The sequence below is a fragment of the Nocardia sp. NPDC050799 genome, from assembly GCF_040654015.1.
Classification (GTDB): Bacteria; Actinomycetota; Actinomycetes; order Mycobacteriales; family Mycobacteriaceae; genus Nocardia.
In genome coordinates, this window is the sequence record NZ_JBFAHF010000001.1 from 317,654 (window position 1) to 342,430 (window position 24,777).

The window sequence follows — 24,777 nt, forward strand, 5'->3', positions numbered from 1 at the left end:
GAACCCCTCGGACGTGGCCCTCCGGCTCGGCGGGCTCGCGCCCGCTGGCAGACTGGGCGAATGGCCCGTTCCGCGGTAAACCGTCCGACACCGGCCGATCTGGCGGCCGCGGCCGGGACGACGATTCCCGATGTACTGGCACCGGATCTGCGAGTGCTGTTCTGCGGAATCAATCCCGGCCTGTGGTCCGGTGCGACCGGCCACCATTTCGCTCGGCCGGGAAACCGCTTCTGGCCCGCGCTGTTCCGATCGGGTTTCACGCCGCGCCTGTTCCGCCCCGACGAACAGGACGAACTGCCGGCGCTGGGGCTGGGCATCACCAATGTCGTCTCCCGGACGAGCGCGAAGGCCGACGAGTTGACGAAGGAGGAACTGCGCGACGGCGGCGCCGCGCTCGTCGAGCGCGTGCGGCGGAGCCGGCCGCGAATCCTCGCGGTGCTGGGCCTGGGCGCCTACCGCACCGCGTTCGGGCGGCCGCGGACCACCGTCGGGCGCCAGGACGAGATGATCGGCGCCACCGAGGTCTGGGTACTGCCCAATCCGAGCGGTCTCAACGCCCACTACACCCTGGACGCGCTGGCTGCCGCATTCCGCACACTGCGAGTGGAATCGGCGCGTGCGGTCGCGGCCGACCGCGCTGCCGAGTAGCGTGCCGCCTGCCGCGATCACCCACCGGCGACCGACGGAATGATCATGACCTCGGTGCCGGCGTCGAGCGGTGTGTCCAAACCCCGCAGTGTCCGGCATTCGTCGCCGTCGACGTAGAAGTTCACATAGCGGCGTAGTTCACCGCTCTCGTCGCGGAGGCGGCGCTCCAGCGCGGGCGACCGCTCGCGCAGCACGTCCAGTACGGTGCGCAGCGTCGCGCCGTCGACGGCGAGTTCCCGGTCGCCGCCGACGTAGGGCCGCAGTGCGGACGGCAGGCGCACCTGTGCCACGGCGTTATCCGACCACTCGGGCGCGTACGCACAGGACGTCGGGCAGTTTGTCGGCCACCAGCTGCCAGTGCTCACCCTCGTCGGGACTGCAGTAGACCTCGCCGTTGCGGGTGCCGAAATAGATCCCGGCGGGGTCGGCGTCGTCGGCGCACATGGCATCGCGCATGACCGCGGCCCAGAACGGCTCCCGCGGAAGCCCGCTGGTCTGCGCCGACCAGGTCCCGCCACCGTCGGCACTGCGGTAGACGGCGCATTCGGCGTTCGGAGGAAAACGGAACCGCTCCATATCGGCGACCAGCGGGAAGGTGTAGATCACCCCGGGGCGTCGCGGGTGCGCGACGATCGGGAAGCCGAAGTTCGAGGCCGGTAGGCCGCCGTCGATCGACTGCCAGCTCGTGCCGTCGTCGGTGGTGCGGAAGACTCCGCCGTGGTTCTGCAGATACATCGTGCTCGGTGTGCCGGCGTCCATGGCGACCTTGTGCACGCACTGCCCCCACTCCGGCAGCTCACCGGGCATGAAATCGGCCGTGACCCCTTTGTTGGTGGGTCTCCAGGACCTACCGCCGTCGGCGGTCTGATAGACGCCGCCGGTCGACATGGCGACCGTGATGCGTTCCGCGTCCGCCGGATGCGGGATGATCGTGTGCAACGCCAGCCCGCCGCCACCCGGCATCCACTCGGGGCGGTGCGGGTGATCCCACAGCCCGCGGATCAGTTCGAACGTCCGCCCCGCGTCGGACGAGCGGAACAACGCCGACGGTTCGGCGCCCGCGTACACCACCTCCGGCTCGGCCGCGGTCGCGGGCGCGATCTGCCATACGCCCTGCAATGCCGCCCCGGTATCCGACGGGAACGCCAGCGGCGCGTCGTCCGGTTCGCTCCACGTCCGGCCGAGATCGTCGCTGGTCACCAGGGTCGGGCCGAAATGGCTGTCCAGGACTCCGGCGAGCACGCGCGGCCTCGTCCGCCGCGTATCGATCGCCAGTGCTTTCACATCCGCCACGGCGAACCGCGGCGGGCTCACCTCCCAGCTCGACCGGCCGTCGGTACTGCGCGCCAGGAACAAACCCTTACGCGTCCCGATTCCGAGTAGAACATCCATGTGCCGACCTCCAGGTGTCACCGCCACGCCGACGCGTGCGAGCGTACCCCGCGGCTGTGACCCGACTCACCGGAATGCGGCAGGCGAGTCGCGGCGGGTCCGGACCGATCAGTTCTGTTCCGGGCGCCGATCGGCCGTGCGTAGCGTATCCGCCGGGGACGGGAAGGGTTCCGCATTCGCCGTGGTGGGCAGTGCGGATTCGGCGCCCAGGCCCTTCTCCGCGGCGGTCGCGCGGACCGCGTCGACGACGAGCAGCAGTGCGGCACGCCGGGCCGTGTTGGTGCGGTAGGCCAGCGATACGGTCCGGGTGAGCACGTCGCCCAGGGCGACGATGTCCACTCCCGGCGGACGCAATGCCAGACCCAGATCCGACACGAGTGTCACACCCAGCCCGGCCGCCACCATCGCCATGGCCGTCGCCTGCTCCTCCACCTCGTGATCGATCCGTGGTTCGAGCCCGACGGATTGGAACGCCAGCCGGGCCGCATGTCCGAAATGCGACCGGGCGGGCGCGAGGATCCACGGATGCTCGGCGAGGTCGGCCAGCGTCACGCTGGCCGACGGCACGGCTCCGGACGGGACCGCGGCGTAGATCCGCTCGACCGCGATGACGGCGCGCTCCAGGCCGCTGTCCCAGGTCATCGGGTAGTTGGAGTATTCGAGTACGAACGACAGGTCCAATGCCCCGTCGCGCACCGCGGCGGCGGTGGCCTCCGGAACAAGTTCTCGCGTGCGCACCGAGATACCCGGGTGGGTGCGCGCGAGGGCGGTGAGCGCATCGGGCAGCAGGCCGGAGGCGACCGACGCCCACACACCGGCGGTGAGTTTCGCCGTCATGATCTCGCCCGCGTCCTCGAGCGCCTGGGTCGCCCGCTCGACCGATGCGAGGATCTCCTCGGCGTGCTCGGCCAGCAGCACCCCGAGATCGGTGAGTTGCAGCCGGCGCCCCCGCCGCTCGAACAGCCGGGTGCCGACATCGCGTTCCAGCTGGGCGAGCTGCTGGGACACCGCCGACGCGGTGTAGTGCAGTGCGGTCGCGGCCGCCGTGACCGTGCCGCGTCGATGCAATTCGCGCAACATTCGCAGACGGGCCAGCGACAGGTCCATGGTTCGAGCCTAAGCGTTGTGCAGCAACGCTGAACACCGCCGTGAACGAACCGTAAATAGACGAGCGGGCAGGTGCGAATGCAGGCTGGTGACACCGGAATCGAGCCATCGGCCGGGGACGACGTAGTCCGGACAGGGGATTACGCACCCGGCGCTTCTCCGTGGGTGATGGTGTAACCGGCACGAACACGAAGAGGAGGTGGTTCGTCGTGACGACGATGCAGGACCCGGCGAGGGGCGCCGCGCAGATTACCGCGCAGGCAGTTCCGGACGTCTCGGCGGCAGTGGCCCTCACCCCCGCGGTCCGTCGTTCCGAGCCGTATATGCGCTTGCACTGGACGGATTCGCAGACGGGCGCGGTCGGTTACCTTGTGGTGCACACCCTGCGCGGTGGCCTGGCCACCGGCGGCACCCGGATGCGGGCCGGCTGTACGGTGAGCGAAGTCGAGGATCTGGCCCGGGGTATGGCCAACAAGACCGCGACGTTCGATCTACCCATCGGCGGGGCCAAGGGCGGGATCGACTTCGATCCCAAGGATCCGCGCGCCGTCGAAGTACTGGAACGGTTCTGCGAGGCCATGCGTCCGTGGATCGATTCGCACTGGGTGACCGCCGAAGACCTGGGGGTTCCGCAGCATCTGATCGACGAGGTCTTCGAAAGACTCGGCCTGGGCCAGAGCTACCACGCCGCGATCCGCCGGGCCGTCGATCCCGCCGCGACCCTGGAACGGGTCCGCCGCGGTTTGAACGCGGCGGTCGAGGGTGGATTCATGCTGGGCGATGTGATCGGTGGCTACGGTGTCGCGCACGCCTGCCTCGCCGCCGCGGTCTGGTGGGGGCAGGTGCCCGCCGAGACCACGGTCGCGATCCAGGGTGTAGGCACCATGGGCGGGGCGGCGGCCTACTACCTGTACGAGGCCGGAATGAAGGTCACCACCGTGGCCGATGCCGCCGGGACTCTGTACTGCGCCGACGGGCTGGACATCCCGGCGCTGCTGGCCCTGCGTAACGGGTACGGCGAGATCGACCGCTCCCGGTTGCCGGCCGGGGTCGAGCAGCTGCCGCGGACCACGATCCTGGCCGCCGATGTCGACATTCTGGTGCCGGCGGCGATCTCCTATGCGATCACGCCGGACAACTCCTTCGATGTCCGGGCCCGGATCGTCGTCGAGGCCGCGAACGCGGCCACCACCCCCGAAGCGGAGGCGATGCTCGCCGCCCGCGGTATCCCGGTGCTGCCGGACTTCGTCGCGAACGCCGGGGCCGTGGCCTGGGCGTGGTGGTTGCTGCTCGGTCAGGTCGACGATACGCCGGAGAACTCGTTCGACCGGCTCCGCACCATCATGCACAGCAAGGTCGCCCTGCTGCTGGCGGCATGGGCGGAGCAGGGCGTGACCCCGCGCGAAACCGGTCACCGTTGGGCCGACGACCCGCCGCCGCTCACCGAGCCGGTCGTCGTCCCTTGAGCCCGGAGCCCGGATCCGCCGGTCGCCGCACCGTCAGCGGCCGGCGGATACCGGGCGCCTGATCTCCACGGCTCGCCGGGCCGGCCACTGGAAGTCGTCCCACAGCTCCGGTGCGTTGCGATCCGCACGGTACTTCTCCACGAGGGGCCGCACTACGTTCCAGCACGTCCGCAGCGAATCGCCCCAGGAGTCGGCCACGACATCGCGCGGTATGAACCCGCTCCGGCACATGATGCCCACGCAGTCGTAGCTGTGGCACACTCCTTCGACGCGTTGGATGTCCTCGTCCGACCACGACGCGAATTCCCGCACCCGCAGGTGCCGCATGACGAAACGACGGTCCGGGCGCAGTGATTCGTCCTGGAGCATGTCGTAGACAGCTTTGACCGCGCTGGCATAGGTGGTTTTCCGCATCTCGACCACCTGCCATACGACCAGTACCGCGGCGACCAGGGCGATCAGCGCTGTCGCTACGCCGGCCGCCGCCGCGATCGCAGACGAGTCCATCCGGCACACCCCATATCACCGCCGGCGGAACCGCCTCGAGCGTAACCGATGCGTTGCCGGTCCGTGGTCCTCCGGTCCCGGTACGGCAACCGGCGAAGCGGCTTCCGGCGCAGACCATCTCGGATTCGTGCGGGGTGGCGTCGTCCGCTGTCCCGCGGTGGGTCGACACGCGGTCGTCCGTGCGGATCGGGTGCTCGGCGCATCGGCCGTTACTGCCGAAGTCACCCGCGGTGATACCGCTACCGAGAGCTGTCGGGACCCTCGCCGAGCCCGGCCCGATGGAACGCCCGCCGGCTGTGAACGAGCAGTTCACGTACCACGGGGCGGCCGGTGTCCTTCCAGACCAAGGCGAGGAACGCGGAAGTCTCGGCACCCTCGAGGGTGAGGGTGACGAGCCGGTCGCGGTGGGCCGCGGCCATGGAATCGCTGAGGACGGCGACCGCGAGTCCGCGCGCGGCGAGATCGGCGATGGCGTCGGCCGCACCGGCCTGGAGCGCGACCACCGGGCGGAGGTTCTGGGTCGCGCAGGCGCGGTCGAACACGGCGCGCACACCGGTACCCGGAGGCATACAGACGAGGGGGTGGGCGCACAACTCGGCGAGGGTGACCCGCCGCCGCGCCGCCAGTGGATGGCCGGTGGGGACCGCCGCGACGAGCTGTTCCCGGATGAGGGTGAGCGCTTCCAGTCCGTCGGGTTCGGCGGTCGCCGTACCGATGAGAGCCACGTCCAGCGCACCGGCCCGCACGGCCTCGGCGAGCCGGTCGGAGTTGTCCTCGAGCAGGGTGATCTCCACACCGGGATGGGCGCGGTGGAAATCGGCGAGTGCGTCGAACAGCGGTGTGACGGTGCAGCCGACGACCATACCCATGGTGAGTGTGCCCCGGATCAGGTCGGTGACCTCACCGACCGCCTGAGTGACGGCTTCGGCGGCATCGAGGGCGGTGCGGGCGTGTTCGAGGGCGGCCTTTCCCGCGACGGTCAGGGTGGCGGTCCGTGCCGAGCGGTCGAACAGTTCGGCGCCGAGTTCTTTCTCCAGTGCGCGGATCTGGGCGCTGACACCGGACTGGCTGATGTGCACCCGCTGCGCCGCCCGGGTGAAGTTCTGCTCCTCCGCGACCGCGACGAAGTATTCCAGCTGCCTCAGCTCCATAACTGATAATTCTAGCTTTCATAAGAACCATCTGTTGGACTTCTGATAACCGTCCGGCCAGGCTGGAACACGTCGAAATCGAAAATTACAGGAGGAAATCGATGCCCGAGTACGAGAAGGCGCTGCGGCCCGAAGACATCACGCGCCTGTTCGTCGAACGCTCCAATGCCGGTGACGCGGCGGGAGTCGCCGAACTCTACGAAGAGGACGCCGTCCTGGCCTACCCACCCGGCAGCCGGACTGTCGGGCGGGCGGCGATCCGCGCGCTGTGGGAGAAGGTGCTGGACGCCGGACCCCGCTTCGAGCCGGAAGAACCGCTGCCGACGCTGATCAGCGGCGACCTCGCCCTCACCTCGACGCCGCCGAAGGACGGTACCGGTGCGCGTGCGCAGGTCGTCCGGCGCCAGCCCGACGGCAGCTGGCTGCGCGTACTCGACCAGCCGGAGTTCGTCGCGCCGACACCCTGAGCCCGGACGCAGGTCCCCGCCTCGTCGCCGTCGGGACCGGACCACCGACGGCGGCGCCGGAGGAACGCCCGGCTCGCGTTCTGCTGCCCGCGCCGCGTCCCGCGCGCCCGGACCGTCGACTCCGCACCACCGGGTCCCTCCGGGTCCGGCATCCAGCGCCTGGCCATCGGCATCAAGGGCGGCAACCCGGATAAGCGCGACGTCGCCAAGGCAGACGCCAACGGCAACTTCAGTCATTGGGTCACCGACGAGGGCGATTACACCACCTACGCCGGCCCGGTGAGAACGACCGCGCCTGACGTCTGCATCAACGGGGCGGTGGAATCTTCACGAATACCGGCGACTACGGGAACACCTCAGGTGTATCGTACTGGGGCTCAACACAACCGGGCGCAGCCGAACCGATGCCCGCCCTCTCGGTCGGTGGGCGCAGAAACTGCGCGTCCGTTCTCAACACATCCGAGCAGCCGGGTTCACCGCGCGGCGAGAACACGAAACACCCCCAATAGGAGACATCATGACTATCCGTGTTCGTAGCGTACTCATGTTACTGGGCGCAGTGGCCACGGCGGTGACCCTGGCCAACGCAGGAACTGCAGCCGCCCAACCCGGTGGCGTAATGCCGCACGACGGTGACTATCTGGTCGGCGTCGACATCGTGCCCGGAATCTGGGAGGCGCCGGGCACCCCCGACCCGGCTCTGGAGTGTGCTTGGAAGAGGCTGTGGCGGCCTTGGACCGCCGCCGACGACGACAACCCGAAATCGCGGCCACTGCTCGACCAGCACTTCACTCGCGACGAGCACCCGGTGCGGGTGACCATCCAGCCGACCGATGCAGCGTTCAAGACCGCCAACTGCGGCGAGTGGCACTTGATCTTGCCACTGCCGACCGGCTCGTCCAACCCCTGAGGTCCCGCGCCGGACACCAGAGCACCGCTGGTAGTGCCCACGCGCACCGAGGCCGGCAACCCGCGGATGCCGGCCAACGTCATGAGAACCGATACCGTGCGAGAGCAGACCTTTATACATCGCGATCGTTGGTTCGGCGTGAATCCTGCGGTAGCCGTATGACCCGACCCCGACCGCCGCAGGCGCTAGGACGTCTCGATCACCTGGGTACCGTCCGCCACCCGGTCGTGCCAACCCTGCTTCGTCGAGCTGGAGGCGACTGTGACGGCGATACCGAGTGCGGCGAAGAACCAGAGGACGCCGCCGATGCAGGGCACCAGGTTGAGCAGCATATAGGCGTTGCGCAGGGCGGATTCCTTGATGCCGGGCTTCGCCGCCCCGCCGGAACCATTGACGTGCAGGCCGAGCAGCTTCTTACCGGGGGTGGATCCGGAGGTCACCTCGAACCCGACGAAGTACAGGAAGGCGAATCCGGCGCCGGGCAGGATCGACACCCAGCCGGGGGTGTGGGCGGTCGTGTTCAGCAACCAGAAGAAGATCCCGCCGACGATCGCCGCGACGATCCAGTCGATGAAGCGGGCCGCGGCACGTTTGCCCAGTCCACCCGGGGTGATCTCCGCAGCCGCGGTGAATCGGGGGTCGTATGCTCCGGTGGTCATCGTGCTCCTCCTCGATAGCGACCGCCCCCGGCGGGGTGGGCGCGGTGCCCATCCGGGGGCGGTTCCACGATCTCATATCTGGTCGTGACGTTCGATACGGTCGTCCGCAGAGTGGTTGGGGCCGTTGATATCCCGGGCTCCGCCGCGGTGCCGTTCGCCCCGCGAATCGTCGGTGGCGGCCGTGGGTGGCACCGGTTCGCTGTCCGCGTGCCGCGGCGGGGTGGTCCGGGGCGGCGTTTCCGTGACCGGCCGGGGCAGCAGGCGTTGCAGGACATCGGTAATGGTGATCAGGCCGACCGGGTCCGCGCGGCCGGCAGCGGTGACGACGGCGAGGTGGCTGCGGGTCTCCCGCATGGTGCGCAGCGCCTCGTATACCTTCGTCGCGGAGGCCAGGGTCAGGACCGGGCGCATCAGCCGCCGCGCGGTGGTGCCCGGCCCGGCCTGCAGGCTGTCGCGAACGTGCAGGACCCCGTCGATCCGGGCGCCCTCGCGAACCAGCAGGCGCAGATGGCCGGACTCGCGCGAGATCGCCTGGATCGTCTCCGGCCCGGCGTCCGGGCGGACCGCGCTGGGGTGGGCGTCGGGCCGGACGATATCGGCGACCGTGAGCTGTTCCAGTTCCAGCGCGCTGATGAGATTGCCGTGGTAGCGCTCGTCGAGGGTGCCCACGGTCGCGGAGTGTTCGACGAGGTGGCGCAGCGCGGCGGGGTCCTGACCGGCGTCGACTTCGTCCACCGGGGTCACGCCGACGACGCGCAGGCACCGGTTGGCGGTGCTGTTGAGCGCGGTGAGCAGCGGGCGGGTGAACCACATGAAGACGCGCATCGGGACGGCCAGAATCGTGGCCGACTTCTCCGGATGCGCGATCGCCCAGGATTTGGGCGCCATCTCACCGACCACCAGATGCAGGAATGTCACCACGATGAGCGCGAGGACGAAGCCGATGACATCGGCGACCCACACCGGCGCGCCGAGATCTTCGAACAGCGGGGTCAGCCAATGGTGCACAGCGGGTTTGGTGATCGCGCCCAGCGCCAGGGTGCACACGGTGATACCGAGCTGTGACCCGGCCAGCAGCACCGACAGCTCCGCGGCACTGCGCAGCGCCGCGCGCGCGGCCGTGCTGCTCGCCGCGGCGTCCTCGAGCCGGTGCCGCCGGGCGGCGATGAGCGCGAACTCGACCGCGACGAAGAACGCGCTCGCCGCGATCAACCCCACCGTCACCGCCGCGACGATCCAGGGGTTACTCATCTGCGGTGGCCTCCGATTCGGGCCGCACGGTGACGAACACCGACGCGGGCACGTGCTTGTCGACGCGGCGCACCTCGGCGACCAGGACGCGGGCCGGGCGTGGCGGGTCGCTGAGATAGTCGGCCGGCTCCGCCGGCAAGGGGACGCGGACCTGATCCCCGACTTCGGGTAATCCACCGAAGACGCTGATCATCAGGCCGGCGAGGGTTTCGTGATCGCCGCTGGGCAGGGTGCATTCGAGGAGACGTTCGACCTCGTCGAGATGGATATCACCGCGCAGCAGCCAGCCCTCGCCCTCGGCGACGATATCGGCGGTGGTGCCGGAGTCGTGTTCGTCGGCGATTTCGCCGACGAGTTCTTCGGCGATGTCCTCGACGGTGACGATACCGGCGAAACCACCGTATTCGTCGACGACGAGCGCCATCTCCTCGCGGGCGGCGCCGAGCCGGTCCACCAGCTCGGGCAGCGGCAGCGATGCCGGGACCAGGACCGCGGGGCGCAACCGGGTCTGCGCGGTACCGGCGGGTGCGCCGTCGAGGAGGTCGTGCAGATGGATCACCCCGCGCAGGTCGTCGCTGGAATCACTGACGACCGGGTAGCGCGTATGGCCCGTGCGCATCCTGGTGAGGACCTCGTGCACCGGATCATCGATGTGCACCGTGTCGACCCGCGCCCGGGGGACCATGGCGTGTTCGGCGGTGCTGGTCGGGAAGTCGAGGATACGGTCGAGCAGCGTGGACAATTCGGCGGGTAGTTCCCCGGAATCACGGGATGCCGCGACGATGTGCTCGAGGTCGCGGGGGGTGGCCGAATGCTCGACATCGTGCACCGGGTCGATGCGCAGGGCGCGCAGCAGCAGGTTCGACGACTGGTCGAACAGCCGGATCAGCCATCCGAACGCCTTCAGGTACACCGTCGTCGAGGCCGCGAGCCGGCGGGCGACCGGCTCGGGCCGGGCGATGGCGAGGTTCTTCGGTACCAGTTCCCCGAACAGCATCTGCACCACGGTGGAGAACGCGATGGCCAGCACCGCCCCGATGCCGATCCCCACGGCGGCCGGGACCCCGGCATCGCCCAGCAGATCCCCGAGCCCCCGGCCGATGAGCGGTTCGGCGACATAGCCGACCAGCAGCCCCGTCACCGTGATCCCGAGCTGGGCGCCCGAGAGCATGAACGACGTGCGCCGGGTGACCCGCAGCGCCCGGCCGGCGGCCCGGTCGCCGGCCGCGGCACCGGCTTTCAACCGGGACCGGTCCACGGCCATGAACGCGAATTCCTGGGCGACGAAATAACCTGTCACCGCCGTGATGAGCAGGACGACGACGATGCCGAGGGCGATGTTCAGTGCGGTCAGCATTGTCGCGTCCCGGTTCGGTGTCGGGGAGGCTCCTCGCCCCGGCGCGCGCCGGAGTGCCGATTCTTGCGCGGTGCGCGTCTCATGAACTCTCTTTGCTCAGGGAACGGTTGTAGGTGAACATGGAGCCAGTCTTGCTGGGCGTCAGACGTTGACGCCGTAGTCGCGGGCGATCCCGGCGAGTCCGGACGCGTAACCCTGTCCGACGGCGCGGAACTTCCATTCGGCACCGTGCCGGTACAGCTCGCCGAACACCATCGCGGTTTCGGTGGAAGCGTCCTCGGACAGGTCGTAGCGCGCCAGTTCCGCCCCGTTGGCCCGGTCCACCACCCGGATGAACGCATTGCGCACCTGGCCGAACGATTGCTGCCGGGCATCGGCGTCGTGGATGGACACCGGGAAGAAAATATTGGTGATCGTCGGCGGGGTGGCCGCCAGATCGACATTGATCACCTCGTCGTCGCCCTCGCCCTCACCGGTGAGGTTGTCGCCGGTGTGCTCGATACTGCCCTCGGGGGAACGCAGGTTGTTGTAGAACACGAAGTGCTGGTCGGACACTACTTTCTGCTCCGGGCCCGTCGCGATGGCGCTGGCGTCCAGATCGAAATCGGCACCCGTGGTCGCCCGCACATCCCAGCCCAGACCGACCGCCACCGCGGTCAGGTTCGGCGCCTGCTTCGACAGCGAGACATTTCCGCCCTTGGCGAGACTGACACTCATTTCGGCTACTCCTGATTCTCGAGACGTCATCGGCTGTCCGGTACCGCGGTCGTCGGGGCGGCCGCGGTGGGGCGTTCTTCGTTGCCCGGTGTTCGCGTGACCGGCCGTTCGGAAACCTGCGCGAAGGTAGGTCGCCCGGCGTGAACGCCGGTTGCGGCCAAGCACGCGCGGGGTGTCCGGACCACCGGCCGTTCGGTGCCGGTGACGCTGCGCGTTTGCCGAGTCCCTCGTGCGGGCATACGTCCGACACTAGCACGCACCACTGTATGGTTGACGGTGGCAGAAGGAGGTGCCCGTGCCCGAGTCGCCGCTCCGGATCGGTGAGTTCGCTGCCCGCGCCGAGGTCAGCGCCCGTACCATCGACTACTACACCGGACTGGGCCTGCTGGCGCCGGCCGAACGCACGACCGGTAACTATCGGCTTTACGACGCTGCCGATATCGCCCGGGTCCACCTCATCCGCCGGCTAGAGGCGCAGGGGTTGCCCTTGGAGGAGATCGCCACCGCGCTCACCGCTGGCCCCGGCGATATCGGGCAGGTGCTGGACCGTATCGACGACGATCTGAAACTCCTGCACGCCGCCGCCGAAACCGCTCCGGCCGAGATCCACGGCCTGCTGACGGTGATCAGCGCCCGCATCCACTCGCTGATCATGGTGGCGCTGCAACTGCCGCCCGATATTCCGGTCCTGTGAATCGCAACCGGGTGTGGTGCTACGCGGGTGCCCGCAGATCCAGGAGCTGTTCGAAGAATCCACCGAAACCGCGGGCGCGGTCGACGAGATGGATCTCCAGGATCCAATGGCAGGGGCGGCCGGTGGGGTCGGCGCGCCGCATGGGGATATCGGATCCGGGCGCGATATAGGACGTGACCTCGGTGCCGGAGATCTGCTTGTACGGGAACTCTCCGATCAAGTGGCCCGCGAGGGGGGCGGTGAAGGCCCAGCCCTGTTCGGCGGCCCGCGCGACGGTCCAGTCGTAGAGTTGTGCGCCGGTGATCTCGGGATGGGTGTCGAAGTGGTCGCGCACCCGCTCCCACAGTGGTTCGAGGGCATCGCGTACCGCCAGTTTGGCCGGGTCGTCGCCGAGTACGTAGGTGCGGCCGAAGTCGGCCTCCCATTCGGCGAAGATCGGCCCGAAGTCGAGGAAGCAGATATCGTCCGCGCCGATGACCCGGTCCGGCGGGTTCGCCGCGTAGGGCTCGAGGGTGTTCACGCCGGCGCGGACGATGCGTTTGTGCCAGAAGCGGCGGATGCCGAACATTTCGTGTGCGAGATCGCGCACGGCGTCGCCGACCGCGGACTCGGTGCCGCCGGGGGCGAGGAGACCGCGGGCGACCACCTCGTCGAACAGGGCCGCGGCCTTGGCCTCGGCATCCAGCAGTGCTGCGATTCGCGCCGATTCGGCGGGGTCCACCTCCATGGATCCGACCCTAGGACATCGGAACCGCTACGCCGCGAGGGACGGCGCGATCGGAGATCAGGGGATCGGGCGGCGGATGAATCCGCCGCGGTCAGCGTAGGAAGGGAACGACCTCGGCGAGCAGGGCGTCGGGGCGGTCGAGCGGGATGATGTGGCCGCAGGACGGGATCAGCCGGCCGACGAGATCCTCGGCGACCGTGCTCAATTGCCGGTACAGGGCGTTACCCACGCTGTCGGCGCCCAAGGCCAGTGTCGGTACGCGCAGCCGGTAATCGGAGACCGCCGTGGCGATCTGGCGCGCATTCTCGGGCATGGCACGGTAGTAGGCGAAACCGCTGCGCAGCGCCTCGGCTCCGGTATACGCCCGGAGGACGGCGGCCCGCAGGTCGGCCGGTATCCGTTCGGGTCGGGTGGTGCCCGCGGTGAGGAACCAATCTATGTACTCGGCTTCGCGGCCCGCCAGAACTGTTTCCGCGAGACCGGGCACCGCGTGGAACCCGAACCACCAGGGTGGTCCGGCGGCCAGGAATTCCTCCGCACCGGGCAGCGGAGCCAACAGGGATTCCATCAGGACGAGCCGGTGTACGCGCTCGGGCTGCCGCAGTGCGAACAGGAATGCCGCGGGCACCGAAGCGTCCAGAGCCAGTACCGACGCGGCCGGGAGATCGAAGGCGTCGAGCAGGCCCGCGAGATCCGCGGCGAGGGTGCCCGCGTCGTAGCCGTCGCGCGGCCGGGCGCTGTCACCGAGACCGCGCAGGTCCGGCGCGATGACCAGGTGATCCCGGGCCAGCGCCGGGATCACCTGGTCCCAGATGCGCCGGGTGTGTGGCCAGCCATGGAGCAGCATGAGCCCGGGGCCGGAGTCGGACACCGTCACGGCCAGGTCCACCGAATTCGCGTTGATCCGCACCTCCTGCGGTGGTGTGCCGGTCCGCATATCGCGCCTCCTGAGTAACCTTCGGTGATCACATCACCGTAGGAAAGCGAGCGCGGGTGGAACAAGACGGCACTTTCGCGAAACTCGGTCACCCCGGGGTGACCGCTCGGCGCGGCGATCTGTTCGCACCGGACTGCCCGACCCGGCAGCTGCTGGACCGGCTCGGGACGAAATGGGTCTCGATGGTGGTCAAGGTACTGGCCGAGGACAGCCCGCGTCCGGTACGTTTCGCTGCGCTGCGCCGGCGGATGCCCGGTGTCTCGCAGAAAATGCTGTCACAGACCCTGCGGGGGCTCGTCGCCGACGGACTCGTCACCCGGCACGTCGAACCGACTGTGCCGCCGCAGGTCCACTACGGACTGACCGAGCTCGGGCAGTCACTGGAACTCGTCCTCGCCGCGATGCGGGACTGGGCCGAAACACATATGCCGACGATCAGTACCCATCGTATGGCGGGTGTCGGACCGGAGGATGCGGTGGCGGAGGGGCACGGGTCCGGCCGAACGGATATGTAGGGCCGACCGGTGCCACACCCCCGCATTCTCGAGGATGCGACGACGAATGACCCACTGCACCGGTACCGGTCAGCCGAGCCTCGACGGTCGGCAGGGCAGTACCGGAATTCGGGTGCCGTCCAGGAACGACCGCGGGGAAACGCCCATGAGAGAACGGAATTCGGCGGACATATGGGACTGGTCGTAATAACCGGCGCCGGCGGCCAGGTGTGACCACGAGGAAGTTCCGGCCGCGGCGAGCACCCTCCGGACCCGGTCTATCCGGGTGTAGTGCTTCGGGGAGACACCGATTCCGGCAGTGAAGAGATTGCGCAGCTGGCGTTCGCTTACGGCGAGGGCACCGGCCAGCGCGGGGATCGTACCGCCGGTGGGCTCCGCGGATACGGTGTCGACGGCGATCCGGAGCAGCGTCCGATGCAGCCGCTGAGTCGGGCTCTCCCGGATACGTCGCGGTAGCCGCTCTTCCAGGTAGGGCAGCAGCTCGTCGTGGCGCAACTCGGCCAGTTCGGCGGCGAGGCCGGCCGCCGGGCCCGGCAGCTCGGCGAGGCGGACGACCCGGTCGGTCAGGTCGTCGGCGCCGACCCCGAGCACCGGCCCGGTGGCGCCCGGCGCGAGCCGTAGCCGGAGGCAACCGAGGGGTTTGTCCGCGGTGGCATAGGACGCACGGGTGCGTGGTCCGAGGACGAGCGGGTCGCGTGAGCCGTGGTCTTGTTCGGTGCGTAGCACGATCATGGTGGTGGCCCACGGAAGATGGGCGAAGGGTACGGCGAAGTTGCGGTTCGCCGGAATGCGGCCGAGTTCGGTGAGCCACGGACGCAGGGACGGTGGTGCCGGCGTCGTGGTCTCGGTGAGGTCGGTGGTCACGGACGGCAGCTGCGCCGGCGGGATGGTCACTCTTCGAGTGTATGCAGGTCAGGATGCTCGGATTGTGCCGAAATCTCCTATCGGTCCGGCCCCGGGCGAGGGCACGGTGGTGCCATGATCCTGATCACCGGTGCCACGGGCACCATCGGCAGCGAGATCGTCCGGCAGCTGGCCGCCCGCGGCGAACGAGTTCGTGCTGTCACCCGCAACCCCGGTGCGGCCTCGGTTCCCGCCGGAGTGGAGGTCGTCCACGGCGACTACACCGACGTGCCCGGCGTGGCCCGCGCGATGACCGGCGCCGAATCGGTATTCGTCCTCGGTGTGCTCGGACCGGAACATGTCGAGTCCGACCGCGCGCTGATCCGGGCGGCCCGGGACGCCGGAGCCCGCCGTATCGTGAAGTTGTCCGCGATCGGCACCGGGGACCCCGAACTCGGGCGGGTCGGGACCTGGCATCTGCCCGGGGAGGAAGCTGTTCGCGACAGCGGCGTGGACTGGACTGTCCTGCGGCCCAGTTCGTTCGCTTCGAACACCCTCGCCTGGGCGAGCGCGCTCCGAGCCGGGCTCCCCGTCTCGAACCTCACCGGCTCCGGCGCGCAGGGAGTGGTCGACCCGCGCGATGTGGCCGCCGTCGCCACCGAAGCGCTGCTCTCCTCCGCTCATACCGGTCGGGTCTACACGCTCACGGGCCCGGAACTGCTCACCACACACGACCAGGCCGCCACCCTTGCCGCCGCGCTCGGACGCCCGGTCGAGGTGGTCGACATCGCCGAGAGTGCCGCCCGGGAACATATGCTCGCCGCCGGGGCCACCACGGAATTCGCGGACGGGGCGCTGGCCGGTCAGGCTTTCGCCCGGGCCGGCGGGAATGCCGTGGTGACCGGCGATATCGGCGAAGTCCTCGGCCGGCCGCCGCGTACCTACGCCGACTGGGTCGCCGACCACGCTTCGGCGTTCGGTGACGTGCCGGCGGTGCGCAACTGGCGTTCGTACTGACGCGGGCCGCGCGGGGTGTCGTCGTCGCCGGTCCGCGTGCGGGTCAGGCCCCGAGCCTCTTCAGGATGACACTGATCTCGATGGCCTGGCCCGACCCGAAGCTCGGGGCGAGGGTGCTGAACGCTTCCCAGCCCGCGCGCCCGAGTTCGTTGAGGTCCTCCTCGATCCGGGCGTAGTCGAAGCCCTTCATCCGGAGTTTGTAGGTCAGCACCTTGTACTCCCATTGCGCGGCCATGAACCGTCTCCCTTCGGTCGTCTCACCGCCGGCGCCCGGGCCGGCCTGCACGGGTCATTCGAAACCATGCCGCTACGGCACGGTCAACTACGGGCTGCCGGTGCGGACCGGGGCCGGAGAGCCCGTACGTAGTCGGCCGTGTCCCGCGGACAGAAGAGGCGGTGTGTCCCGGCCGCGGTGGGAATATATCGTCCGGGCGCCGCGCGCAATAGTTTTGATTTCGATGTCTCCGATCGCGGCAATTCTGGTTGCGGTTGTGTGAACAGTGGATGAGGGGGCATGAGTACCCCGGTCGGGGGGATGGCCGCGGGTCGATTTTCGATACGATTCTGATCGTCGGCGCGATCGCGGTCCCAGGTGTGCGTAGTCGATTACTCTATGCGCGTACGTATTTCACGATCGAGTGGATGCCTGATCGGCGGCGAGACCGCAGCAGCCACCGATCCGGATGCGCGGACGGGAATTCGTCAGAGAATTACCGATCCGCGGGATCTCGATTATCCGGGACCATTCCATCGAGAGAAAGTTGACGCCGTGACGATCGATGACAGCGCCGTTCCGGGACTACGGAATATGAATGGCGATTACGCCCGGCGCTGGTGGAGGCCGTCGAGCTGGCGGCTACGGACCCGTTTCGGGTCCCGCGGGATCTACGCGTTCACGGCCACACTGTGCCTGGCCGCGACGGTCGCTCTGGTGCGCCGGTACCGCTGAGTCCGGCGCGGGAAATGGTGGTGCCGGGTGGCCACGTGCCACCCGGCAGCGCTCCTGTGCGGGCGGGGTTGCCGGGCAGGCGATCACCCGCGTTCGGCGTGAAGCGCTTCGATTCACCATGAGCCCAAAAATCTGTGGCCGTTGGGAAATTGCATACGATCCGGCGGTGACCACCCGGACTTCCGTTCGTTCCGGGGCAGGTCCGCGTCGTGACTTTCGCGGCGCACGCAGACAGTTCGGTTCGGCCGGGCTCCCGCCCGCGTCGAGCTCGCCGTGAGAGATGGGTCGGACCACTGTCTTCGGCGGCCCGAGGTGCGGGCCACGGGTCTCTCCGGTGCGCGAGAGGCCGGAGTGGATCAGGCGTCGGCGAATTTCTGCCCCCGTGTCCATTCCGCGAAGCTGGTGAGCGGGATGCCGAGTGCCCGCGCGTACTCCGGCCGCCCCGGTTGGCCCGCCGCGTTCAGGAATTCGTGTGTGGCACCCATCGGCGGCATCCCGGCGGCGGCCGCTTGCTCCTCGGTCATATCGGGCGCTGCCAGTGGCCGGCCGAGGGCGCTGGAGAGAGTTCCGGCGATTTCGGTCATGGACAGGTGATCGCTCGCCAGCTCCAGCTCGACCCGGTGGAAACGCTTCGGGTCCGCGACGGCCGCGGCGGCCGCCCGGCCGATATCGTCCACCGCCACCAGGGACAGCCGGGTTTGCGGCTTCAGCACACTCACCAGACCGCCCTCGATTCCGCGCGGGAACAGGAATGCCATGGAGGGCAGGAAATTCTCCATGAAGAAACCGGGCTTCAGAATCGTCCAGCGCGGAAAAGCGGCAATGCGCACCCGGTTCTGGATCTCTGCCTTGGTGTCGAGGGAGGGGGCCACCGCCGACCACCGGCCCTCGGACCAGCCGGGTGTCTCGGCGTGTTGTCCGGCGCCGGTGACCGACGAGTGCACGAACTGCTCCACCCCGGCGGCCGAGGCGGCTTCGACGAGATTCGTGGCCTGGGACAGCTCCCCGGCGAAATCGAACCCTGCGGCGGTGAGCGGGGGCATCTGCACCGAGAACACCGAGCGGACGCCGCGGGCGGCTCGGGTCACCGAATCGCGATCGTCCAGATCGCCGGTGACCAGTTCGGCGCCGAGCGCGGCGACGGCCGCAGCGCGCGGGGTGGACGGATCACGGACCAGGGCGCGTACGGGGATACCGGCCGCGCGTAGCGCGCGGACGGTGGCGCCGCCCTGTCGGCCGGTGGCCCCGGTGACCAGAACGGGTGCAGTTTCGGTGGACATGGATGCTCCTCGCGAGATCGACCATAAGTGGCGGGGCCCGCCATTTATGCTCCGCTAGAATACGGCGGGGCCCGCCACTTAGCAATATCGGAGATGAGGACGCCATGCCGGACCGCAAGCGCGCCGACGCGCGGCGTAACTACACCCGCATCCTCGCCGTGGCCCAAGAAGAGGTCGCCGCGCACGGCGCCGGCGCGTCCCTCGAACAGATCGCCCGGACCGCCGGGGTCGGTTCGGCGACGGTACGCAGGCATTTCCCCACCCGCCGCGCGCTGCTCGAGGCCGTTTCACGGGAGCGGATCGAGGCACTGCGGCTGCGCGCCGCCGTCCTCGCCGGCGTGGACGACAGCCGCAACGCGCTGCTGGAATGGCTGAGCGATCTCGTCGACTACTGCGTCTCCGCCCGGGGCCTGGCCGCCGCGCTGTCCTACGACGGCGGCGCCGCCGCCGACCCGGTGCACGCGAACACCTGTGCCGCGTCCATGCGGGAAGCGGTCGAGCCCCTGGTCCGGCGGGCCGCCCGGGACGGTGCGGTGGCCGCCGGCACCACCGCCGGTGACCTCATCACCTTGGTTGTCGGTATCTCCCTGGCCACCGAGCACTTTCCCGACCCGGCCGCGGAGGCGGATCGGCTCTTCCGGCTCACCGTGGCGGGCCTGAGCCCGTAACGCCACACCTTCCGGGCGCTGCGGCCGCTACCCGGGGCCGGTTTCGTCCAGCCAGGCCACCAGTGTCTTCGGGGCGACGGTGCGGTAGGCGTCGACCACGATCTCGCCGATCTCCGCCCAATCGACCGGTACATCCAGATAGACCCCGAGCCAGCCGCGGTGCCCTACATAGGGAGGCCGGAAGAATCGTTCGGGTTCGGCGCTCACCATGGCCTCTTGGGCCCCGGGCGGCGCGGCGCACCAGAAACCCAGTCGATCGCTGTGATGGTGATCGGCGTAGGTGACGAAGGTCTTCCTCCCCCGGATGAACCAGGTGGGTTCGCCATGACTGATCCGCTCGGAGGTCTCGGGGAGCGCAGTGCACAGTCCGCGCAGCCTGGTCAGTGGCGTTTCGGCCATGGCGTCACCCTAGCAACGTGCACCGACGATTTTCGTGGCACGCCGCCCGCCCGGGGTGCCGATCCGATGTCCGGACGGGCGGGCTCAGCTGCCCGCGCGCCGACGGTATCCGCGCTGTCGACAGGTCGGCCCGCAGTAGCGGGCCGGCCGGCCGGTGGTCCGATCCCGCAAGCGGGTACCGCATTCGGCGCAATGGCGGCCGCGCCCGGTTTCGTGACGACGCGGCACCGCATTGTCACGGAAGTCGGCTCCTTCCGTGACGGCCGTGGCCCGCACGACATCGATCAATTGCCGGACGAGCCGGGCGCCGCCCGCCCGGCTGCGGTGCGCCGACCGGATCGCGGCGCCGCCGACGGTCAGCGCGGTCAGATCGGCGACCTGTACCTCGGCGTCCACCGCACCGGCCCGTTGCGCGTGGTGCAACAGGCGTCGCAGCGCCTCGTCGAACTGTTGCGCCGCGGTCGTGAGCAGGGCATGTGGCCAGCTCTGATCAGCGGTCAGCGCATCGCAGATCTGTTTGCGGCCCGCCGTTTTCTCGATCACCTCGAGCAGGAAACCGAACAGCGCGTCGCCGGGCGCGGCCGATTCGGCCCACCGGTCGGCCGCCCGGGCGAGACTTGCGACATGTTCGGCGAGTACCGCCTCGATCAGAATTTCCTTACTGGGGAAATGCCGGTACACCGTCCCGGCGCCCACTCCCGCGCGCCGGGCGATCCGGCCGATCGACACCTCCGGCCCGTCCTCGGTGAACACGCGTACGGCGGTCTGCAGGACGAGCTCTCGATTGCGCCGGGCGTCGGCGCGCTCACTGTTGGGCGCCGGTGGTGCTGTCATGTCACGTATTCCTTGTCCGGGAAAGGGAAACGGGCGAAGTATTCCGGATCATGTCAGTATCCACATTCGACGGAACGGACGCCGTGCGCACCGATTCCGATTCCGATTCACCGATTTTCGTCACCGGTGCCACCGGCCGGCAGGGCGGCGCCACCGCGCGGCGCCTGCTGGCCGCGGGCCGGCCGGTGCGTGCCCTGGTCCGTGATACCGAGGCCCCGGCCGCGCTCGCGCTGGCCGCCGCGGGCGCCCGGCTGGTGCGCGGAGATTTCGACGACCCGTCCGGCCTGGCGCGCGCACTGGATGGTGTCGCCGGCGTATTCGGCATACCGCCCGTGGCGTTGGGGCCGGCCGGCGTCGATACCGAAGTCGAGGCGGCGCGTGGCCGGGCGCTGATCGATGCGGCAGTGGCCGCGGGGGTCGAGCAGGTCGTGTTCAGCACGGTCGCCTCGACCTCGGCGCCGTTGCCGGGCGGGGCCGGGAAGCGGGCGATCGAGGAGTATCTCCTCGACAGAGTCGCCGTGCCGACGGTGCTACGACCGGTCCGATTCATGACCAACTATCTCGGCGTCGCGGTGGCCGGTATCGACGGTATATCCCGTGGGATGCATCGGCATCTGTTCCCGCCCCACGAGCCCATGCAGATCATCGCGGTGGAGGATATCGCCGAATTCGCTCTCCTCGCCTTCACCGACCCGGCCCGGTTCGCCGGACGCACACTGGAACTCGCGGGGGACCAGCCGACCCCGGTCGCGGCCGCCGCCGCGATCAGCGAGGCCACCGGAATCGCGGTGCGGTACGAGCAGCTCACCGACGACGAGGCCGCGGCGCTCGGCACCGAGATCGCCGCGGTGCGCACGAACTGGCGCGATGGTTACCGCTGGCACGCCGATATCGAAGCTCTCCGCGTGATCCATCCCGGCCTGCGTACCTTCGGTGACTGGCTCGCCGAATCCGGCGCCACCGTCCTCCGGGAGCATCTCACCGCCGCCGGCGTCGAATTCGTGCGGTAGACCCGTGGGCGGCTCGGGGCGCTCGGCCGGCTCTCGTATTGCCACCGGTTTCCGCTCCGGGCATCGACCGCGCCTCGTGCCGGCCTTCGCTTCCGCCTGGGCCGGCCGGGCGCGCAACGCCTTCGCCGAGGCACCGAGCTCGCCACGACGGTGCTCGGTGTCGTGAGCGCGGGCGGTGCGCCGGAGCCGCGATCACGACGCCGAACCCGTGGGCTCAGACCTCCGGAACCGATGGGTCGCCGGTCTCTACGGGGTTGGACGGATCCTCGCTCCACTGCGACCAGGAACCGGGAAACAGGCTCGCGTTCCGCCCGGCAGCGGTGAGCGCGGCGACAGCGATCGCGGCTGTCACGCCCGAACCGCAGTAGACGGCCGGCGGCCGCGCCGGGTCGCCGGCCGGATACCGGGCGAGGATCTCCTCGTCCGGAAGGAACCGGCCGGACTCGTCGAGCAGGCCCGTCGCGGGAACATTGCGTGCCCCCGGGATATGGCCGGCCACGGGATCGACCGGTTCGTTCTCGCCCCGGTACCGCTCCGGGGCCCGAACATCGACGAGCGATCCCTGCGCGGCGATATCGGCCAATTCCTCCGCCGTCACGACATCGCGCGCACCGGTGTAAAGGTCCGGCCGGGTCACGGTGGCGTCGCCGGGCGCCGGGATCACCTGACCGCTCTCGAGGGCACCGCCGAACTCCCGCCAGGCCGGCAGACCGCCGTCGAGGATGCGGACCTCCGGCAGTCCGGCGGCGGTGAGCACCCACCAGGCGCGCGCCGAACCGGCGCGATTCCAGTCGTCGTAGACCACCACCGGGACGCCGTCGCGGACGCCCCAGGCCCGCAGGCTCCGTTGCAGTGCCGCACCGTCGGGTAGCGGGTGGCGACCGCGGCCGGTCACCGAGTGGTCGGACAGTTCGCTGTCCAGGTCGACGTAGACGGCGCCGGGCAGGTGGGCGGCGCGGTAGTCGGCGCGCCCGTCGGGGCGGTCCAGCCGCCACCGCACATCCAGCAGCGTCACCTCGGTTCCGGACGCGAGCGTCGCCGCCAGTTCGGCGGCGGTAGTGAACACTTCGGCACGAGCAGTCATCGAATGGTCTCCACCTCTGCGGCTTGCCGTCACGGGCTGTTCCGCCACGGGCGACCGGTGCGGATCGGTCGGCGACGGCACAGCGGATGCTAGCAGCGGTCCGAGCGGGTACCGGCTGCCGCGATCCCGGCGTCGCGTCGTGACCGTCCTGTCATGATTCGAATCTGTGCGAGGCGAACTCGGCGCCGCACACCGCGGGAACAGGCGAGTCCGTGGCGGTCGTCACCGCCGGGCCGGCAGCAGGTCGGGCGACGATCGGAACTGCTCGCGAGCGATGGGTGGGCGCAACTGTGCGCCGGTAGCTCATCGATGACCCTCGGAGGCGGTGGCATGTAGGTCTCCCCTCGACAGCTGGATCCGGGCTACCAGGGCCCGGTGATCCGCGCCGGGCAGCCCCACAGTTTCGACCGCCACCGCGCGGCCGCCCGCGGTCAGGATGTGGTCGATACCGACGAGCGGCGGCCACCGCTTATCGGTCGGGTAGGTGACCAGGTGCCCGGCCCCCGCCTGTACGGCGGCGTCGGCGAACCGGCCGGATGACAGGGCTCGGTACTGCGCATGGTCGTAGGTCGCGTTGAAATCACCGCCGACGAGCACCGGCCGGTCCGCGGGCGCCCGTTCGAGGATCGCGCGCAGCCGCGACAACTCGTCCGCCCACACCCGTGTCCCGTACACCGGCGGTACCGGATGGAACGCGTACACCGCCACCGGCCCGATCTCCGGGATCGACACGGTCGCCGAGAGCTGGTTCAGCACGAATCCGTCGTACTCGACGGTATCGGAGAGCGGGTGGCTGCTCCAGATCCCGGTCCCGGTCGCGGTCCGGCCGGGGGAGAGGTAGCGATGGGGCAATGCCTCGTCGAGTCCGGCCCGGTCGAGTGCCGCGACCGCCGCGGGGGTGAGTTCATCGACGGTGAGTATCTCGACCTTCCGGGCGCGTACTTCGTCGACCAGCGCTCGCGGATCCGCGCCGTCGAAGAGGAGATTGGCCTGCATCACGGTCACCGTGCGGCCCTGGTCGTCACCCTGGCCACCGGTGTAGAGGGGAGCCTGCGTCCAGATCCCGGCGGCGGCGACCACCCCGGCCAACCCCGCACCGCCCCAGCGCCGCCCGGCGGCGAAGACCGCCACGCCGACGAGCGCGGAACCCATCAGATACGGCGCGCCCGAGGCCGCGAGCACCAGCAGGCGGGAACTCGAGCGACTGAAGTGCAGACCCACCCCGGCGGCTCCGGCGAGGGTGGCCGTCCAGGCCAGTGCCCCGATACCCACGCGAACCGGATGCCACCTCATATCCGACAGCCAAGCACACGGCCCGCGCCGCGAATCAGGCCGTTCCGGCCTTCGGCGCGGGCCGGCCGGCTCGGCCGGGTACGCGATGCCGGGCAACGGTCTGCCGTCGCGACATCGCCTCGAACATCGCTGCCGCGGTAGTGATCAGGAGTTACCGGAGGTGTCCGGTCGGCCGGGCGCGGTCTGCCGCCGCGGCATTGCCTTGCATGTCGCTGCCGCGGTGAGGGTTCGGTTGGCCGGAGGCGTTCCGCTCAGCCGGGCGGTACGAGTTCCGCGGCGATCGTGCGACCCAGGCGTAGCGGCTCCACCGTGTGCTCGAATTTGGAGCCGGCCAGCGCGCCGTCGTAGATCAACTGGATGCGGCGGGCGAGCCCGGCGGCCTCGGTGGCGCCGCGGGCGCGGAGCAGTTCGGTGAGGGTGTCCAGCATCCAGCGGCGGTGGGCGATTACCGGGGGCAGCGTTTCCTCCGGGAATTCGGTTGCGGCATTCGCGTATTGGCAGCCCCGGAAACCGCGGCTGGGTGCGGACGCGAGCGCGAGGTCGAAGAAGGTGAGGATCTTCTCGCCCGGGTCGGTGATCTCGGCGGTGGCTTCGTTCCATCGGGTGCGATCGCGGTGGTCGAGATGGTCGAGGTAGGCGATGACCAGCGCGTCCTTTGAGCCGTAGCTCGAATACAGGCTGGCGCGCGCCACCCCGGACTCGGCGAGAATCCGATCGATACCCACCGCGCGGATGCCGTACCGGGCGAACAGGGTTGTCGCGGTGTCGAGCAGGCGTTGCGCGGGCGCTGGTCTGCCGCGGCGTTCGGCGGCAGCCGGTGCCGCGGACTCCGTTGTTGTGGCCACGAGTCCACCATAACCATTTCTCGATATAGACAGATCGGTCTATCTGTGGA

Annotated in this window: 28 protein-coding genes and 1 pseudogene; 10 read left to right on the top strand and 19 right to left on the bottom strand. The window is 69.5% G+C overall.

Annotated elements, in window-relative coordinates; translation table 11 throughout:
• The first annotated feature begins 60 nt into the window (after window positions 1-60).
• Window positions 61-648 carry a G/U mismatch-specific DNA glycosylase gene (gene mug / locus AB0H42_RS01505; RefSeq protein ID WP_357048091.1) on the top strand — a complete coding sequence of 196 codons (588 nt, stop codon included), beginning with the start codon at window positions 61-63 and terminating at the stop codon, window positions 646-648.
• A 17-nt stretch (window positions 649-665) separates the two neighbouring features.
• On the opposite strand, the gene AB0H42_RS01510 is transcribed toward mug, so the two are convergent.
• The 3 genes from AB0H42_RS01510 to AB0H42_RS01520 form a co-directional block, all read right to left on the bottom strand.
• Window positions 666-938, bottom strand: coding sequence for a ubiquitin-like small modifier protein 1 (locus AB0H42_RS01510; RefSeq protein WP_063128621.1), 273 nt, complete (start codon window positions 936-938; stop codon window positions 666-668).
• 4 nt (window positions 939-942) lie between these two features.
• Window positions 943-2,040, bottom strand: a complete 1,098-nt coding sequence (locus AB0H42_RS01515) for an exo-alpha-sialidase (RefSeq protein WP_357048095.1) — start codon at window positions 2,038-2,040, stop codon at window positions 943-945.
• Between the two features lie 108 nt (window positions 2,041-2,148).
• A complete protein-coding gene (locus AB0H42_RS01520) occupies window positions 2,149-3,147 on the bottom strand; it encodes a LysR substrate-binding domain-containing protein (RefSeq protein WP_357048098.1) in 999 nt (332 codons plus the stop codon).
• Between the two features lie 323 nt (window positions 3,148-3,470).
• On the opposite strand from AB0H42_RS01520, the gene AB0H42_RS01525 reads away from it, so the two are divergent.
• Window positions 3,471-4,613 carry a Glu/Leu/Phe/Val dehydrogenase dimerization domain-containing protein gene (locus tag AB0H42_RS01525; protein ID WP_357048637.1) on the top strand — a complete coding sequence of 381 codons (1,143 nt, stop codon included), beginning with the start codon at window positions 3,471-3,473 and terminating at the stop codon, window positions 4,611-4,613.
• Between the two features lie 33 nt (window positions 4,614-4,646).
• On the opposite strand, the gene AB0H42_RS01530 is transcribed toward AB0H42_RS01525, so the two are convergent.
• A complete protein-coding gene (locus tag AB0H42_RS01530) occupies window positions 4,647-5,120 on the bottom strand; it encodes a hypothetical protein (RefSeq protein ID WP_357048101.1) in 474 nt (157 codons plus the stop codon).
• 239 nt (window positions 5,121-5,359) lie between these two features.
• Window positions 5,360-6,271 carry a LysR substrate-binding domain-containing protein gene (locus AB0H42_RS01535; RefSeq protein ID WP_357048104.1) on the bottom strand — a complete coding sequence of 304 codons (912 nt, stop codon included), beginning with the start codon at window positions 6,269-6,271 and terminating at the stop codon, window positions 5,360-5,362.
• A 101-nt stretch (window positions 6,272-6,372) separates the two neighbouring features.
• On the opposite strand from AB0H42_RS01535, the gene AB0H42_RS01540 reads away from it, so the two are divergent.
• Together AB0H42_RS01540 and AB0H42_RS01545 are read left to right on the top strand one after the other, a co-directional pair.
• Entirely contained in the window at window positions 6,373-6,738 is a 366-nt protein-coding gene (locus tag AB0H42_RS01540; protein WP_357048107.1) for a nuclear transport factor 2 family protein, read from the top strand.
• 517 nt (window positions 6,739-7,255) lie between these two features.
• The gene (locus AB0H42_RS01545; RefSeq protein ID WP_357048110.1) at window positions 7,256-7,648 is read left to right on the top strand and encodes a hypothetical protein; all 393 of its coding nucleotides are present in this window, start codon (window positions 7,256-7,258) and stop codon (window positions 7,646-7,648) included.
• A 185-nt stretch (window positions 7,649-7,833) separates the two neighbouring features.
• On the opposite strand, the gene AB0H42_RS01550 is transcribed toward AB0H42_RS01545, so the two are convergent.
• The 4 genes and pseudogenes from AB0H42_RS01550 to AB0H42_RS01565 all read right to left on the bottom strand — a co-directional run bounded on the left by AB0H42_RS01550 (window position 7,834) and on the right by AB0H42_RS01565 (window position 11,632).
• A complete protein-coding gene (locus AB0H42_RS01550) occupies window positions 7,834-8,307 on the bottom strand; it encodes an RDD family protein (RefSeq protein WP_357048113.1) in 474 nt (157 codons plus the stop codon).
• 252 nt (window positions 8,308-8,559) lie between these two features.
• Window positions 8,560-9,558: pseudogene (locus AB0H42_RS01555) on the bottom strand (hemolysin family protein); the annotation flags it as partial.
• Window positions 9,551-10,915, bottom strand: a complete 1,365-nt coding sequence (locus AB0H42_RS01560; protein ID WP_357048116.1) for a hemolysin family protein — start codon at window positions 10,913-10,915, stop codon at window positions 9,551-9,553. The pseudogene AB0H42_RS01555 and the gene AB0H42_RS01560, both read right to left, overlap by 8 nt.
• Window positions 10,916-11,056: 141 nt before the next feature.
• On the bottom strand, window positions 11,057-11,632 hold the full coding sequence (locus AB0H42_RS01565; protein WP_357048119.1) for a TerD family protein: 576 nt from the start codon (window positions 11,630-11,632) through the stop codon (window positions 11,057-11,059).
• Window positions 11,633-11,927: 295 nt separating this feature from the next.
• Here AB0H42_RS01565 and AB0H42_RS01570 point away from each other — a divergent pair, with 295 nt between their 5' ends.
• Window positions 11,928-12,326, top strand: coding sequence for a MerR family transcriptional regulator (locus AB0H42_RS01570; RefSeq protein WP_357048122.1), 399 nt, complete (start codon window positions 11,928-11,930; stop codon window positions 12,324-12,326).
• Window positions 12,327-12,345: 19 nt separating this feature from the next.
• Here AB0H42_RS01570 and AB0H42_RS01575 read toward each other — a convergent pair whose 3' ends face one another.
• A complete protein-coding gene (locus AB0H42_RS01575) occupies window positions 12,346-13,047 on the bottom strand; it encodes a M24 family metallopeptidase (protein ID WP_357048640.1) in 702 nt (233 codons plus the stop codon).
• Window positions 13,048-13,144: 97 nt separating this feature from the next.
• Window positions 13,145-13,990: an alpha/beta fold hydrolase gene (locus AB0H42_RS01580; RefSeq protein WP_357048125.1), complete on the bottom strand. Its 846-nt coding sequence runs from the start codon at window positions 13,988-13,990 to the stop codon at window positions 13,145-13,147.
• Between the two features lie 56 nt (window positions 13,991-14,046).
• On the opposite strand from AB0H42_RS01580, the gene AB0H42_RS01585 reads away from it, so the two are divergent.
• Window positions 14,047-14,505: a helix-turn-helix domain-containing protein gene (locus AB0H42_RS01585; protein WP_357048128.1), complete on the top strand. Its 459-nt coding sequence runs from the start codon at window positions 14,047-14,049 to the stop codon at window positions 14,503-14,505.
• 69 nt (window positions 14,506-14,574) lie between these two features.
• Here the strand turns inward: AB0H42_RS01585 and AB0H42_RS01590 are convergent, their stop codons facing one another.
• Window positions 14,575-15,399 (bottom strand): AraC family transcriptional regulator, encoded by an 825-nt coding sequence (locus tag AB0H42_RS01590; protein WP_357048131.1) that lies wholly within the window; start codon window positions 15,397-15,399, stop codon window positions 14,575-14,577.
• An 84-nt stretch (window positions 15,400-15,483) separates the two neighbouring features.
• On the opposite strand from AB0H42_RS01590, the gene AB0H42_RS01595 reads away from it, so the two are divergent.
• Window positions 15,484-16,365: an NAD(P)H-binding protein gene (locus tag AB0H42_RS01595; protein WP_357048134.1), complete on the top strand. Its 882-nt coding sequence runs from the start codon at window positions 15,484-15,486 to the stop codon at window positions 16,363-16,365.
• Window positions 16,366-16,408: 43 nt separating this feature from the next.
• Here AB0H42_RS01595 and AB0H42_RS01600 read toward each other — a convergent pair whose 3' ends face one another.
• Window positions 16,409-16,600, bottom strand: coding sequence for a DUF4177 domain-containing protein (locus tag AB0H42_RS01600; RefSeq protein WP_357048137.1), 192 nt, complete (start codon window positions 16,598-16,600; stop codon window positions 16,409-16,411).
• 534 nt (window positions 16,601-17,134) lie between these two features.
• On the opposite strand from AB0H42_RS01600, the gene AB0H42_RS01605 reads away from it, so the two are divergent.
• Window positions 17,135-17,314 carry a hypothetical protein gene (locus AB0H42_RS01605; RefSeq protein WP_357048139.1) on the top strand — a complete coding sequence of 60 codons (180 nt, stop codon included), beginning with the start codon at window positions 17,135-17,137 and terminating at the stop codon, window positions 17,312-17,314.
• Window positions 17,315-17,670: 356 nt separating this feature from the next.
• Here AB0H42_RS01605 and AB0H42_RS01610 read toward each other — a convergent pair whose 3' ends face one another.
• The gene (locus tag AB0H42_RS01610) at window positions 17,671-18,594 is read right to left on the bottom strand and encodes an NmrA/HSCARG family protein (RefSeq protein WP_357048142.1); all 924 of its coding nucleotides are present in this window, start codon (window positions 18,592-18,594) and stop codon (window positions 17,671-17,673) included.
• 104 nt (window positions 18,595-18,698) lie between these two features.
• Here AB0H42_RS01610 and AB0H42_RS01615 point away from each other — a divergent pair, with 104 nt between their 5' ends.
• On the top strand, window positions 18,699-19,262 hold the full coding sequence (locus tag AB0H42_RS01615) for a TetR/AcrR family transcriptional regulator (RefSeq protein ID WP_357048145.1): 564 nt from the start codon (window positions 18,699-18,701) through the stop codon (window positions 19,260-19,262).
• Between the two features lie 27 nt (window positions 19,263-19,289).
• Here the strand turns inward: AB0H42_RS01615 and AB0H42_RS01620 are convergent, their stop codons facing one another.
• Both AB0H42_RS01620 and AB0H42_RS01625 read right to left on the bottom strand, forming a co-directional pair.
• The gene (locus AB0H42_RS01620; RefSeq protein WP_357048148.1) at window positions 19,290-19,661 is read right to left on the bottom strand and encodes an MmcQ/YjbR family DNA-binding protein; all 372 of its coding nucleotides are present in this window, start codon (window positions 19,659-19,661) and stop codon (window positions 19,290-19,292) included.
• 84 nt (window positions 19,662-19,745) lie between these two features.
• Entirely contained in the window at window positions 19,746-20,495 is a 750-nt protein-coding gene (locus AB0H42_RS01625) for a helix-turn-helix domain-containing protein (RefSeq protein ID WP_357048151.1), read from the bottom strand.
• A 50-nt stretch (window positions 20,496-20,545) separates the two neighbouring features.
• Here AB0H42_RS01625 and AB0H42_RS01630 point away from each other — a divergent pair, with 50 nt between their 5' ends.
• Window positions 20,546-21,505: an NmrA family NAD(P)-binding protein gene (locus AB0H42_RS01630; protein ID WP_357048154.1), complete on the top strand. Its 960-nt coding sequence runs from the start codon at window positions 20,546-20,548 to the stop codon at window positions 21,503-21,505.
• A 214-nt stretch (window positions 21,506-21,719) separates the two neighbouring features.
• Here the strand turns inward: AB0H42_RS01630 and AB0H42_RS01635 are convergent, their stop codons facing one another.
• From AB0H42_RS01635 to AB0H42_RS01645, 3 genes are all read right to left on the bottom strand, one after another.
• Window positions 21,720-22,589 carry a sulfurtransferase gene (locus tag AB0H42_RS01635; RefSeq protein WP_357048157.1) on the bottom strand — a complete coding sequence of 290 codons (870 nt, stop codon included), beginning with the start codon at window positions 22,587-22,589 and terminating at the stop codon, window positions 21,720-21,722.
• Window positions 22,590-22,892: 303 nt separating this feature from the next.
• Window positions 22,893-23,882, bottom strand: coding sequence for an endonuclease/exonuclease/phosphatase family protein (locus AB0H42_RS01640; protein ID WP_357048160.1), 990 nt, complete (start codon window positions 23,880-23,882; stop codon window positions 22,893-22,895).
• Window positions 23,883-24,133: 251 nt separating this feature from the next.
• Complete coding sequence (locus tag AB0H42_RS01645; protein ID WP_357048163.1) at window positions 24,134-24,727, bottom strand: helix-turn-helix domain-containing protein; 594 nt, start codon at window positions 24,725-24,727, stop codon at window positions 24,134-24,136.
• Window positions 24,728-24,777 lie beyond the last annotated feature (50 nt).

What these genes read in the sequence shown, in the direction of transcription:
- mug (WP_357048091.1), top strand. Translation starts at nt 61, where the DNA reads ATGGCCCGTTCCGCGGTAAACCGTCCGACACCGGCCGATCTGGCGGCC.
- AB0H42_RS01515 (WP_357048095.1), bottom strand. Translation starts at nt 2,040, where the DNA reads ATGGATGTTCTACTCGGAATCGGGACGCGTAAGGGTTTGTTCCTGGCG.
- AB0H42_RS01520 (WP_357048098.1), bottom strand. Translation starts at nt 3,147, where the DNA reads ATGGACCTGTCGCTGGCCCGTCTGCGAATGTTGCGCGAATTGCATCGA.
- AB0H42_RS01525 (WP_357048637.1), top strand. Translation starts at nt 3,471, where the DNA reads ATGCGCTTGCACTGGACGGATTCGCAGACGGGCGCGGTCGGTTACCTT.
- AB0H42_RS01530 (WP_357048101.1), bottom strand. Translation starts at nt 5,120, where the DNA reads ATGGACTCGTCTGCGATCGCGGCGGCGGCCGGCGTAGCGACAGCGCTG.
- AB0H42_RS01535 (WP_357048104.1), bottom strand. Translation starts at nt 6,271, where the DNA reads ATGGAGCTGAGGCAGCTGGAATACTTCGTCGCGGTCGCGGAGGAGCAG.
- AB0H42_RS01540 (WP_357048107.1), top strand. Translation starts at nt 6,373, where the DNA reads ATGCCCGAGTACGAGAAGGCGCTGCGGCCCGAAGACATCACGCGCCTG.
- AB0H42_RS01545 (WP_357048110.1), top strand. Translation starts at nt 7,256, where the DNA reads ATGACTATCCGTGTTCGTAGCGTACTCATGTTACTGGGCGCAGTGGCC.
- AB0H42_RS01550 (WP_357048113.1), bottom strand. Translation starts at nt 8,307, where the DNA reads ATGACCACCGGAGCATACGACCCCCGATTCACCGCGGCTGCGGAGATC.
- AB0H42_RS01560 (WP_357048116.1), bottom strand. Translation starts at nt 10,915, where the DNA reads ATGCTGACCGCACTGAACATCGCCCTCGGCATCGTCGTCGTCCTGCTC.
- AB0H42_RS01565 (WP_357048119.1), bottom strand. Translation starts at nt 11,632, where the DNA reads ATGAGTGTCAGTCTCGCCAAGGGCGGAAATGTCTCGCTGTCGAAGCAG.
- AB0H42_RS01580 (WP_357048125.1), bottom strand. Translation starts at nt 13,990, where the DNA reads ATGCGGACCGGCACACCACCGCAGGAGGTGCGGATCAACGCGAATTCG.
- AB0H42_RS01595 (WP_357048134.1), top strand. Translation starts at nt 15,484, where the DNA reads ATGATCCTGATCACCGGTGCCACGGGCACCATCGGCAGCGAGATCGTC.
- AB0H42_RS01600 (WP_357048137.1), bottom strand. Translation starts at nt 16,600, where the DNA reads ATGGCCGCGCAATGGGAGTACAAGGTGCTGACCTACAAACTCCGGATG.
- AB0H42_RS01610 (WP_357048142.1), bottom strand. Translation starts at nt 18,594, where the DNA reads ATGTCCACCGAAACTGCACCCGTTCTGGTCACCGGGGCCACCGGCCGA.
- AB0H42_RS01615 (WP_357048145.1), top strand. Translation starts at nt 18,699, where the DNA reads ATGCCGGACCGCAAGCGCGCCGACGCGCGGCGTAACTACACCCGCATC.
- AB0H42_RS01620 (WP_357048148.1), bottom strand. Translation starts at nt 19,661, where the DNA reads ATGGCCGAAACGCCACTGACCAGGCTGCGCGGACTGTGCACTGCGCTC.
- AB0H42_RS01625 (WP_357048151.1), bottom strand. Translation starts at nt 20,495, where the DNA reads ATGACAGCACCACCGGCGCCCAACAGTGAGCGCGCCGACGCCCGGCGC.
- AB0H42_RS01630 (WP_357048154.1), top strand. Translation starts at nt 20,546, where the DNA reads ATGTCAGTATCCACATTCGACGGAACGGACGCCGTGCGCACCGATTCC.
- AB0H42_RS01635 (WP_357048157.1), bottom strand. Translation starts at nt 22,589, where the DNA reads ATGACTGCTCGTGCCGAAGTGTTCACTACCGCCGCCGAACTGGCGGCG.
- AB0H42_RS01640 (WP_357048160.1), bottom strand. Translation starts at nt 23,882, where the DNA reads ATGAGGTGGCATCCGGTTCGCGTGGGTATCGGGGCACTGGCCTGGACG.